A 12,749-nucleotide genomic window follows, 5' to 3' on the forward strand; every position below is an offset into this window, starting at 1 on the left:
CTCCTATAAACCCGGTACAATGTTTAATGCTTGGCCTTCTTGCAATAACTCATTGCCTTCAACCACCACTTGTTGCCCTATCTCTAAGCCAGATAGAACTTCAATATGACCATGAATTCGCTCACCAATTTGAACGTTTAACCGCTTTGCTTGACCGTCAACGGCCACAAAGACACTGAACCCACCGTCGGGATGACGCAAAATCGCATCGCTAGGAATAATCACGCTGTGGTCTTGTGCTCGAATTAGCGGCAGTTTTGCCGTAGCCGATGCGCCGACACGCAACTGCGCATCTGTTGGAATTGCCAATCTTAATAGAAACGAGCGACTGGTTTTGTCAACGACAGGAAGTTTTGCCAATACATGAGCTTGATGCTGCACGCTTGGTGTGCTTGCAACACTAAAATTTACGACACGGCCGAGATTAATAAGCTGAAAGTACTCTTGTGGTACTTGCAAATCGAGCCACAAAATATCACTACTTACTAGCTCAAACACCGTTTGTCCACGCGTCACCCACTCACCTAAATTAACCGTGCGCCTTGCTATCACCCCCGTAAAAGGCGCTTTTAATTGATGGCGGTTAACGAGCTCTCGCTGATAAGCTATCTTAGCTTGTGCTTCTAAAAGAGTGGCTTCTGATGCTTGTAACTTAGCCTCTCTGTCAGCAAGCTCAGTTTGCGCAAATAATTTTTGCTGCGACAGAGACTGTGCTTCTTTTACCAATCTTATCGCATTATTGCGATCGACCTTGGCGCGCTCAAGTGCTGCTTCTACGCTTTTCAGCTCAGCTTTTACTAAAGCGGCATCGAGACTCAGCAGTACAGCATTTTCTTCAACAATATCTCCGGCTTCAGCTGAGATCTTAGTGATTACACCATCGGTTAAACTTGACACTTGTGCGTGTTGTGCTGCACTAATTGAGCCCGTTAAAGACAGTGTTCGTTCAAGCTGTTGTTGCTTTACATCAGTGACCACAACGTTGACCGCTGCAGCATAAAGGTTAAAGGATAAAAGAGAGAATATTAAGCAAACGCATTTCATGTAGTTTGTTCCAAAGTTAAAAGCACTATTCCTTTTCGTAAGCACTTGGCAAAAGTACCTACTGATCTCGACTGAGCATTGCAGCTGGCGAGTTTATATCACTATAACGCGACACACTAACACAAATAAAAATCATTACTATCTAAACTGGATGAATGACCTCAAAAGTGTAGTTTGTGAAATAATGAATGAACAAAGAATATACAGAAATGACGCTTGGAATAAAGTAGACATAAATGTTGCTATGCCTACTTTAAGGGGTTAATTGCAGTGATTTAATTTAACAATACAAGTGAAGTGACATTACGAACACCAGGATGACTCATATAATCATTTTTAATTCCTTCAACTCTCAGTGATTTACCAATCAAACTCGGGTTAAGCTTGGGACTAAATGCATCACGCTGAGCTGCTTCCAACTTAATATATAGCTTGTTGCCAACGACAGTTGCGTCGCTTAATTCAAGCGCATAGATATCGTTTACAGCAGCTGTGATTTTGCCACTGACTACCACTGCTGAGCCATTATTTAGCGCTAATACGTCAGCAACACTCAAATCACTAGATGACTCTGTCGTTGTACCAACGGTTTGTATTTCACTGACTTCTCGTATCCCCGGTGCACTCATGTACGATGAGCGAACACCTTTGATAACTAAAGTAGAATCAAGAATGGATGGATTAAGCTGCGGACTAAATGCAGCACGCTGGTGACTTTCAAGTTTAACATTTATCGTATGAGTTGGATTTTGGCTGTCCTCAAGTACTAAAGCATAGATATCATTAAGTGCAGATTTAACACGCCCAACAAGCTCAATTTCATTGCCCTCGGCGGTTGCAAGCGCCTGCTCAACCGACAATGCCACTGGTGCAATCTGAATATCGCTTACATAACGAATACCAGCCTCACCCATATAGCTGTCTCGGGTACCAGTCACTATGATTGATTGACCAAGGATCTCAGGATTGAGTTGAGGGTTAAAGTCACTGCGCTGAGCAGATTCAAGCTTTACGTTGATACTTAGCGATACGTTGGCAGTATCTGTGAGTAATAGGCCATAGATACCGTTTACTTCGGCTGTCACTTTACCTAACACTGCAAATTTAGACCCAGCTGAAGCAGCAAGTGCCTGTGCTACAGAAATCGTGCCATCAGGAGTTGGCTCTGGATCGGGATTAGGATCTGGATTGGTTTGCCCTGAACCATAAGGCGCATTGAAAGAGTTATTTTTATAGCTATCTGTATTCCACGCATCAAAACCCGATGCAGGCGTCCCCCATGGCTGACCATTGTTTGGATCAGACATTTCTTGCAGCGCCATTGGCACAGGTGTTACTTCGCCGCTTGCATGACCGTTAGTACCATCAAAGTACTGATACGACTCGGGCGTTGCTAGCCAATTGATGATGTTGACCGAAAGTACAGCTGCATTACCTCTGTCCGTCCAGCCGGGGTACGTCTTTTTACTATTGCCATTATCCTGACGCTTGTATTTAGGTGTAGCATCTTCAATTGGAGAAGAATCACCAATAAACGCAGCTTTACCTAATCCGGCTTTTGAGATAGCAACATACGGGCCTTCATTTCTACCACCAAAGTAAAGCCCATCATCTTTAGCATGACGCCACTTAGCTGGTGTATCTGAAGGTGAAAAATAAACCAAGCCCTTCGCTTTTTGTTCATCTACAATCGCAAGCGTCGCGCCTGCGGCCATCAATACAGGAGTAACTCCGAGTGTGATCCCTTCTGTTTTGCTCGCAGACTCAATACCACTTACGCCTTGCTTGTAGTCAGCGGCATTAAAGCGAAAGCGGATCCCAAAATTTTCTGCAAGCCATCCCATGTCTGCTGATTTTGGATTACGCCAGTCACCGTACTCACCACCTAGATTATACTTGGCCAGATCTGAGCGGTTGTAGCCGTTAAAGACTTCAGTGGCATCCCACGTATTTAGATTACGATCCGCGTCATAATGATCTGCGATAAAAAATATCCCTTTTCCATCCGCTACAAACTGCAATAACGCTGCTTGCTCTGATTGAGTGAAAGGACGGTTAGTTTCTGCCAATACAAAGACATCTGCATCTTTAATCGCATCGTAGCTGATAACCGCTTCATTTTGATTGCTTTGAGAGGTACGGTCGTCAAAGAATCTAATCTTGCCGTCATTGTTTAAATCAACACCGCGATATTCTTTTACGGTATATCCTTCATTAACCAATGCATCCGCAAAGTCTGAAAACGCACCGTCAATAACCCAATCGGCATTTCCCTCCACGCCACCGTGTGACACATCAAATAATACTGTCTTACCATTGCTGTTTGTGGTTGGTGTTTTAACTGGAATATGGTTATTCCAGTCATACGGCTGTGCTGCAAACACAGATGTGGATATAGCCGCAGCCAAAACTACGCTGCTAAGCTTGAAGTTTACTTGTTTCATTCGTCAAATCCCGTTGAAAATTATAAAAAGAAGCGATAAAAAAGCCGCCAAAATATGGCGGCGTAGTGTATTAGTTCAGCGGTTGTGTTAAATCCAGCTGATAAAGTGCAAAACCTCGTTCGTCGGTTTTGCCAGTAGGTAGAATATGATTAAATTGCTGACTGTAGGTTTCAGCATCCGCACTAGTTGAACTAAAGAACTCAATATTAGCGCCAACTACAGGTGCAAATGACCAGTTCATATCTGCCGATGGATCAAGTCCTGCGGCACCATTTTGGTCGCTAACAAAAGTAATATAGTCAGCAACGACCTGACGGTTCTCATTTGGCGAGTCGACAACGATTTTATCTCCCTTAATATTTGGGAAATTACCGCCACCAGATGCACGATAGTTATTCGTTGCAACCAAGAATACTTGGTCGTCCTTCACCAACTCACCTTGATACTTCAATGCCTTAATGCGGTTACCGTTTGACACCTTTTCACCGTTTGCCGCGTAGCGTGCAGGCTCAGTGACATCAATTTGATACGTCACACCATCTAGCACATCATAGTTATATGAAGGAAAGTCTGGATTGATCAGCGCTTGAACGCCTTCAGTATTCGGTGTGATTTGATTGAACTGGCCTGCAGACATTTCAAGCCATTCGCGCACTTCGCTGCCCTTGAGCTTCAACACCTTAAGTACGTTAGGATAAATGTACATATCTGCAACGTTACGATAGGCGATATCACCTGCAGGAATTGCGGTAAAGTCATCTGGCCCGCCACGCCCAGCTCTAAAGGGTGCACCCGCAGACAGAATAGGTAATCCATCAAGCTCAGTACCTTGCACTATTTTTGCTGTATACCATGCTTGTGCGTCAGTCACGATTTGGATTGAGGGGTCGTCATTCACTAACGCAAAATAGCTGTTCACAGTGTTGGTGATTTTAGCAAAAGGCTCATTCACCCATGCGCGCGTTTCAGCATGCTCACTATGCACTACCGCTTCAATTGCTGCATCGCTTTCAACCAATGATATCGTGTTTCGATTTTCATCCGTTTCATAGATTGGTTTAAGCGTTGACTGTGAGTCAACCACCGTCCATTTACCTGACTTAAACTGGATATCTAAGTCAATTACACCAAGGTGATTTCCCCAAAAACCAGGCATTACAGCCGCAACGCCATTGATTGTGCCTTTATCGTTATCAACACCATGTGCCGCTAAGTCTGCATAGCCCGAACCTGGGAAGTTTGCATGCGCATGACCAAACATAATGGCGTCTATATCATCCACCTTAGATAAGGCATAAGATGCGTTTTCAGCCATTGGCTTATCGGCAGATACATCAAGACCTGAGTGCGGAATAGCAACGACAATATCCGCGCCTTCAGCTTTCATTTTAGGCACGTAGTGTTTTGCCATTTTTACGATGTCTTTGGCTATCACTTTGCCTTCAAGATTGGCCTTATCCCATTGCATGATTTGTGGTGGAACAAACCCGATAAAGCCAACTTTAATCACCTGAAGTTTGTCATTCTCGTCAAAGAATTGCTTTTCTTGAATTAGGTAAGGCTTAAATAACGGCACATCATTTGTTTCATCTTCGTCGCCATCAACCTTAAATACGTTTGCACTGATGTAGGGAAAATTCGCATCGTCGATTGCTTCGTCTAAAAACGCCAAGCCAAAGTTAAACTCATGATTACCAATATTTGCGACATCGTACTCTAGTGTGTTCATGGCCTTATAAACCGGGTGAACTTCTCCCTCTTTGAGGTTTTTGATTTTCGCCATATAGTCGCCAAGCGGACTACCTTGGATCAAGTCACCGTTATCTACTAGCATGGAATTTTTAACTTGGCTTCTCGCTTGATGGATTAACGCCGCGGTTTTCACTAGACCCACTTTGTCGTCTTGCTTGTCTGAAAAGTAGTTGTAGTTCAATACATTTGCATGCAAATCTGTGGTTTCTAGTAAACGCAAAGACACCGCAGTGCCCTCTTTTGGAATATCAGGTCCTTTCGGCACGTTTATATCAACATTGTTATCTGAATCTGAGCAACCAGTAATAATGCTTGTGGCACCGCACAATAGTGCGATTGGAAGTAGTTTTGTTTTCATAAGTCCTTTCTTTACTTTGTTTGCATACCCGTGTGCATGCTTTTAGTTATTTCAGCAATACCAAGTCACGTCTCTTCTTACTCCACTTCATAGAAGCTGAACCTAGAAGCACAGCGAGTCAGTATAAACCGTTGCGTTTTGCGTGGCGGGTGTCACTATACGAGGGAAAAAAGTCAGGAAAGCTAAGCTTTTATGGCAGTTCAGTGGGATAAATATGACGTTACTAAGTCAGGAGAAGCGAATTAATTTTAAAGTGAAATATAAACAAAAAGCCTCCACATTGGAGGCTTTAATTGTGACTTTTACATTTACCAATAGTTAATCTTCAAAATCGACTTCTAGCGCGATGATCGTGCCTTCGACCATTTGAGCGGTAACTTCAACCTTAACATCATTACTAAGGTCACTTTTTTGGCCATCTTTGAATACGGTGTCATTGGTTACATGAACCGTCATTCCAAATAATGTAAATTGGTCGCCAGACAAGTTTGCAACTTTACCTTCGAGCTCAAAATAGGCGTAGTCTTCGAACTCTACCTTTTCAGCTTGAATATAAGTTTCACCATTTTCAGTTACTAAATAGCCTTCAACTTCAACGTTTTTGCCTGTTGCAATATCAGATTGACTGCCACCTTTCAACTGAGTTTGCTCAGATACTTTGACTTTTTGGCCAAGGACGTAAAACGCCTCATCTGTCTCAACTTGTGTGATTGGACCTTCAACCTCCACATATTTTACGGCTTCAAATTTGAGCTCTTTAGCAATAACAGTGACACCGTCGGTTGTGTAACCTTCAACCTCAACTGCCAAGCCATTTGAAAGCTTTTCAAAATTACCATTCTTAAGCTTTGTATCTGCCGTAATTTGAACGCGCTGCGCACCAAGGTTGAACTCGTAATCAAACGCAGAGTTTTTGACTAGGTCCTCAATTAAGCCTGCAATTTCGACTTCGTCAACGTCATCTTCCTCAAACTCGACCTTTTTAGCCAACAATACATTGTCGTCAGTTAACACGCCTTCTACTTCAACCGTTACACCGTTTCCAAGGTTACTGCTATTGCCATCTTTAAATTCCGTGTTGCCATCAGTTGCAATAGAGACACCATTCACCATGAACTCAGACGCTGAGACAAAGTTTGTGATTTTGCCTTCGACTTCAAGTTCAATACCATCATCAGACTCGATTTCAATTTTGAGTGCCAAGATTGAACCATCAGCACGCTGAATAGCGGTAACTTCAACTTCATCGCCAATCACAAATAAGCCGTTTTTAAACTCAGTATTTCCATCAAAAAATACTGTCTTACCATCAACACTAAAAGTTGCGTCGACCGGATTAAAACTAACCACTTTACCTTCTAGCTCAAATCTACGGTCATCGAAGTCATCGTCTTTGTCATCAACTTCAACTTTAGTTGCGATCAATGAGTCTCCTTGGATCACATAATCAACTTCCGCGATATCACCTGCTGCCACTTGTTCAAAAAATGTCGTGAGGTTTACATCATCTTCAAGTTCCAGCTCTGTCGCACCATTGATGGCAAAGACAAGTTTGCCTACTGTGATTGTTTGCTCGCCAGCATTAACAGCCGTGATTTTTCCCTCAACCTCATGTTCTTGCTGGTCGTCAAAATCGCTTGCAGAGATACGCTCTAAATCTCTCACAACGTAGGCACCTTCAAAACCAAATGCCTCAATTTCTACGACATCACCTACACTAAGCTTCTCAAGTTTAAGTTCGATGTCTTCTGCATCCGAGTCATCTTCAAACTGGGTATAGCTATCCACAAAATAGGTGCTACCAAATACTGTTAGTGTCTGTGCTTCAAGGTCAATATCTTCCACTACGCCAGTTAATTCGATTTCAGAGTGCTTATCAAAGCGTACTTTTTTTGCGATTAAACCTTCTTCGGTTGCAACTGCAAGCACAAATACGCGCATACCGATTTGCAGGTCATCATCATCCCCTTTTTTGAAATCAGTGTCGTCATTTAATGTGAAGCTGTGCCCGCCGATTGCGAAGGTGTCGTCACTGACTTGAGTTACAATACCTTCAAATTTGGCGACCGCACCTGTTGATACTGGCTCGTTGCTATCAACCTCTACACTGTCTGCAAGTAATACACCGTCAATAGGTAAACTTGATGCTTCCACCTCCACTATTGCATTGTTTTCAAGCGTCCCTTCAACTTCTGTTGCTTGGCTATAGTCTATAGTCAACATACCTAATTTGAATGTTTTCGCATCAAGATCTAGCTCAGCAACCTTACCTTCAATTTCAAATTCGCCATTTTGCTCTTCCACATCAATGCGGGTAGCAACATACTGACCCTGCCCTTGATGCAACGCACTGATCTCTACGAAATCACCTGTCGTTATTTCTGTGAAAGCTACCTCTAATTTCGTACGTTTATCAACACTAAATTCTTGACCCAAAACAGTGATTGTTTGTTTGGCGTAGTCGACTGCCGTCACCACACCTTTAGCAGTTGCGTCATAGATAATAGAGTCAGCTACTGCAAAATTGCCATCTGCGCCTTGCTTACCTTGCAGATTTATCAGCATGCCCACTTTAAGATTTGCTTGTTGATCTGGCGTCGTCTCATAACGCACACCGTTTACGTATACACTGCCAAACCCAGTTACCGTTCCCTGTGCACTTACTGATGTACGGTAGGTAATGGTGATTGTTTCTTCTTCATTACCACTCAAATCGACAGTAACCGAGTTTTCATTTGGCTGATAGAGTGCTTGATCCACAGAACGAGAAGTAGCCGTTAATTTATACTCCCCGTTTGCTAAGGCATTTAGAGTAGTCGTGCTTGTAATGTCTTCGCTATAGCTAGAAGGGCCTGTGAGCGTTAAGCCCGCATCTGCACCAGCAGGTAAGCCTTGTACAATGACTTTTATTGAACCTTTGGTTCCTGTGTTATCACCAGGTTGCGGATCGGTATCACTTCCACTTCCGCCCCCACAAGCAACCAAAAGGCTACTCGATGCCAATAACGATGGTAACAACCATTTTTTATCCATTATATAATCTCCTAAATTTTGGCTCATTTAGTACATGCAGCTGCTAGCCACAAAAACTTAACATGCACTCTAGACGGCCGAAAATGAATGCCCGCTTTACTAACGCCCGAGTTGTACCTATTTTGGTTTTTCGTCGTTACCACACTTCCATGCGATTAATTTGGCAGTCATCGGCATCAAAGTACTTTTTCATCACCTCTGGAAATGGGCCATTGCCGTGAGCATTCTTATTCTTCTTAAACGTATACTCCATAGCTTTATAGTAATATCGGTTGATTGGTTGAGTAATATCCATAAACCTATTCATTTGTGACCAATCGTGAGTATCGCCACCTCCTGCAATACCTATACGATTTCCAAACCAATAGTGCTCGGGGTATTTTCTACAACTTAAGTAACCCGTTTGCATCGATGCGCTGCCTCGCATATTTTTTACTTCTGGACCAACAACATACTCTAGGTCTTCTATGGGGATATAAAATGGCTTTCTGAATAAGGTGTACGGCGTTCTTACCAATCCGGTATGGCGGTTAAACTCGATTGCATCCACAATTCGAATTGCATTCCCTATTTTGTACATTATTAAAGGGAATGCAGTCAGTAAAAACAGCCCCAACCATGAATGCCAAGCTGGCATACTGTCGTCTGTCATACTTACCCCTAACAGACAAACCCCAATGATAGGGCCTAATACCAACCCATGTAGCCTAATAGACCATAATCCCGGTGAGCGCGGTACGGAAACAACCCGACCATCGCATTGGCTAGGGTAACTTACGCCACTAAAGTCGTCTCTCGGCGCAAATCTGTCTTTGCAGGGTTTTGCTTCTTTAAACTTACAGCCGTTTAGCTCTTCAGCCTTGGCTAAGCGTTCCTTATAGCTTAAGTTATGGAGATGATCTTTGGGTAGTTCTTCATAAAAAATACCACTGCGACGATAACTTGTCTCTCTAGCCAAGTATGCATCTCTTTGTGCTTTCTTTTCTTTTTCTTCTTCAGTTGCTTCTTCTCGATAATATCGCTCTCTTTCCTTCGCTTTATTTGCCAAATAGCTATCCAGCTCTTCTTCAGTCATATCTTCAATCTTTTTCATCACCAATTCCTTTTAGTCAACCACTAGAAAGCACTTGTAATGATTAACGCCCTACCACACTTCCATGCGATTAATTTGGCAGTCATCGGCATCAAAGTACTTTTTCATCACCTCTGGAAATGGACCATTGCCGTGAGCATTCTTATTCTTCTTAAACGTATACTCCATAGCTTTATAGTAATATCGGTTGATTGGTTGAGTAATATCCATAAACCTATTCATTTGTGACCAATCGTGAGTATCGCCACCTCCCGCAATACCTATACGATTTCCAAACCAATAGTGCTCGGGGTATTTTCTACAACTTAAGTAACCCGTTTGCATTGATGCGCTGCCTCGCATATTTTTTACTTCTGGACCGACGACATACTCTAGGTCTTCTATGGGGATATAAAATGGCTTTCTGAATAAGGTGTAGGGCGTTCTTACCAGTCCGGTATGACGGTTAAACTCAATTGCATCCACAATACGAATTGCATTCCCTATTTTGTACATTATTAAAGGGAATGCAGTCAGTAAAAACAGCCCCAACCATGAATGCCAAGCTGGCATACTGTCGTCTGTCATACTTACCCCTAGCAGACAAATACCAATAATAGGGCCTAATACCAACCCATGTAGCCTAATAGACCATAATCCCGGTGAGCGCGGTACGGAAACAACCCGACCATCGCATTGGCTAGGGTAACTTACGCCACTAAAGTCGTCTCTCGGTGCAAATCTGTCTTTGCAGGGTTTTGCTTCTTTAAACTTACAGCCGTTTAATTCTTCAGCCTTGGCTAAGCGTTCCTTATAGCTTTGGTTATGGAGATGATCTTTGGGTAGGTCTTCATAATATGCATCATCTAGGCAATACCCCATTAGTCTATCGCCATATGCATCTAGTTCTGCTTCTCGCTTCTCTTCTACAGTAGCTCCTTTTTGGTAGAGCACTTCTCTTTCTTTAGCCCTCTTTGCTAAATAATTACGTATCTCCTCGTGAGTCATGTCCTTAATCTCTTTCACCACCAACTCCTTTTGATTAACTACTTAAAGCACTTGTAATACTAACGCCCTACCACACCTTCCAACGGTTTATTTGGCAATCATCAGCATCAAAGTACTTTTTCATTACCTCTGGAAATGGGCCGTTAAAGTGGGCGTTCTTATCGAGCTTATAGTGATACTCCATAATTTCGTAGTAATATTCTTCTATCGGTTGGGTAGTATCCATAAACCGATTTATCTGAGCCCAATCGTTTAGGTTTCCACCATCTCTGAGTCCGATCGCGTGACCAAACCAAAACTTTTCTGGATATTTTCTGCAACTTAGATAACCCGTTTGGAACGAGCCGCCACCTCTTGCGCTTTTCACCTCAACACCCACCACATATTCAAGATCTTCTACTGGGATATAAAATGGTTTTCTAAACAGGGTGTAAGGTGTTCTCACCAACCCGGTGTGACGATTAAACTCTATGTTATCAATAAACCGTAAAGCGTCAGAAAATTTAAACAACAAGAAAGGTGTGACGAAAAGACCTGCCAAACTCAAGTATAAATAGTCTATTAGAAATACATCAACCAGTGTCAGTACAATCAACATAAATCCAGCAATTGCGGACAATATGGTGATTACCATTCTAAAAAGTATTAGGCTTGGGTGACGAACTACCGCAACTTTTTCACCGTCACAATTCCAAGCGCCAAAAAGGCGTGTAGGGCCATCAAAATCGTCTCTCGGCGCAAATCTGTCTTTACAGGGTTTTGCGTCTTTAAACTTACAACCGTTTAGTTCTTCAGCCTTGGCTAAGCGTTCCTTATAGCTTAGGTCATGGAGATGATCTTTTGGTTGCTCTTCATAAAAAACACCACTTCGACTATAACTTGCCTCTCTAGCCAAGTATGCCTCAATTTTTGCAAAGTCTTCTTTTTCTTCTTCAGTTGCTTCCTCTCGGTAATACCGCACTCTTTCCTTCGCTTTATTTGCCAAATAGCTATCTAGCTCTTCCTGAGTCATATCTTCAATCTTTTTCATCACCAATTCCTTTTAGTCAACCACTAGAAAGCACTTGTAATGATTAACGCCCTACCACACTTCCATGCGATTTACTTGGCAGTCATCTGCATCAAAGTACTTTTTCATCACCTCGGGAAATGGGCCATTGCCGTGAGCATTCCTATTCTTTTTAAACGTATACTCCATAGCACTGTGATAGTACTCGTCAATTGGTTGAGTAATATCCATAAACCTATTCATTTGTGACCAATCGTGAGCATCGCCACCTCCTGCAATACCTATACGATTTCCAAACCAATAGTGCTCGGGGTATTTTCTACAACTTAAGTAACCCGTTTGCATCGATGCGCTGCCTCGCATATTTTTTACTTCTGGACCGACAACATACTCTAGGTCTTCTATGGGGATATAAAATGGCTTTCTGAATAAGGTGTACGGCGTTCTTACCAATCCGGTATGGCGGTTAAACTCGATTGCATCCACAATACGAATTGCATTCCCTATTTTGTACATTATTAAAGGGAATGCAGTCAGTAAAAACAGCCCCAACCATGAATGCCAAGCTGGCATACTGTCGTCTGTCATACTTACCCCTAGCAGACAAATACCAATAATAGGGCCTAATACCAACCCATGTAGCCTAATAGACCATAATCCCGGTGAGCGCGGTACGGAAACAACCCGACCATCGCATTGGCTAGGGTAACTTACGCCACTAAAGTCGTCTCTCGGTGCAAATCTGTCTTTACAGGGTTTTGCTTCTTTAAACTTACAGCCGTTTAATTCTTCAGCCTTGGCTAAGCGCTCCTTATAGCTTAAGTTATGAAGATGATCTTTTGGTAGTTCTTCATAAAAAACACCACTTCGGCGATAACCTGTTTCTCTATCTATATACGCATCAATTTTTGCGAAGTCTTCTTTTTCTTCTTCGGTAGCTTCTTCACGGTACTTTCTGTTTCTTTCTTTAGCCCTCTCAATTAAATAAATATTCCGCTCTTCCTGAGTCATCTCTTCAATCTTTTTCAT

General features: G+C 42.6%; 8 protein-coding genes. All 8 read right to left on the reverse strand.

Annotated features, from left to right (window positions below; genetic code table 11):
- Positions 1-3: 3 nt before the first annotated feature.
- The 8 genes from PNC201_RS08900 to PNC201_RS08940 all read right to left on the reverse strand — a co-directional run bounded on the left by PNC201_RS08900 (position 4) and on the right by PNC201_RS08940 (position 12,749).
- Entirely contained in the window at positions 4-1,044 is a 1,041-nt protein-coding gene (locus tag PNC201_RS08900; protein ID WP_102056835.1) for an efflux RND transporter periplasmic adaptor subunit, read from the reverse strand.
- 275 nt (positions 1,045-1,319) lie between these two features.
- Positions 1,320-3,488 (reverse strand): DUF6359 domain-containing protein, encoded by a 2,169-nt coding sequence (locus tag PNC201_RS08905; RefSeq protein WP_102056836.1) that lies wholly within the window; start codon positions 3,486-3,488, stop codon positions 1,320-1,322.
- Between the two features lie 70 nt (positions 3,489-3,558).
- Entirely contained in the window at positions 3,559-5,598 is a 2,040-nt protein-coding gene (locus PNC201_RS08910) for a bifunctional 2',3'-cyclic-nucleotide 2'-phosphodiesterase/3'-nucleotidase (protein WP_102056837.1), read from the reverse strand.
- A 318-nt stretch (positions 5,599-5,916) separates the two neighbouring features.
- Positions 5,917-8,631: a DUF5666 domain-containing protein gene (locus tag PNC201_RS08920; protein WP_102056839.1), complete on the reverse strand. Its 2,715-nt coding sequence runs from the start codon at positions 8,629-8,631 to the stop codon at positions 5,917-5,919.
- A 136-nt stretch (positions 8,632-8,767) separates the two neighbouring features.
- Positions 8,768-9,724 (reverse strand): hypothetical protein, encoded by a 957-nt coding sequence (locus PNC201_RS08925; RefSeq protein WP_102056840.1) that lies wholly within the window; start codon positions 9,722-9,724, stop codon positions 8,768-8,770.
- 51 nt (positions 9,725-9,775) lie between these two features.
- Complete coding sequence (locus tag PNC201_RS08930) at positions 9,776-10,729, reverse strand: hypothetical protein (RefSeq protein WP_102056841.1); 954 nt, start codon at positions 10,727-10,729, stop codon at positions 9,776-9,778.
- A 49-nt stretch (positions 10,730-10,778) separates the two neighbouring features.
- Positions 10,779-11,741 (reverse strand): hypothetical protein, encoded by a 963-nt coding sequence (locus PNC201_RS08935; protein WP_102056842.1) that lies wholly within the window; start codon positions 11,739-11,741, stop codon positions 10,779-10,781.
- Between the two features lie 51 nt (positions 11,742-11,792).
- On the reverse strand, positions 11,793-12,749 hold the full coding sequence (locus PNC201_RS08940; protein WP_102056843.1) for a hypothetical protein: 957 nt from the start codon (positions 12,747-12,749) through the stop codon (positions 11,793-11,795).

Source organism: Pseudoalteromonas sp. NC201, assembly GCF_002850255.1.
Taxonomy (GTDB): Bacteria; Pseudomonadota; Gammaproteobacteria; order Enterobacterales; family Alteromonadaceae; genus Pseudoalteromonas.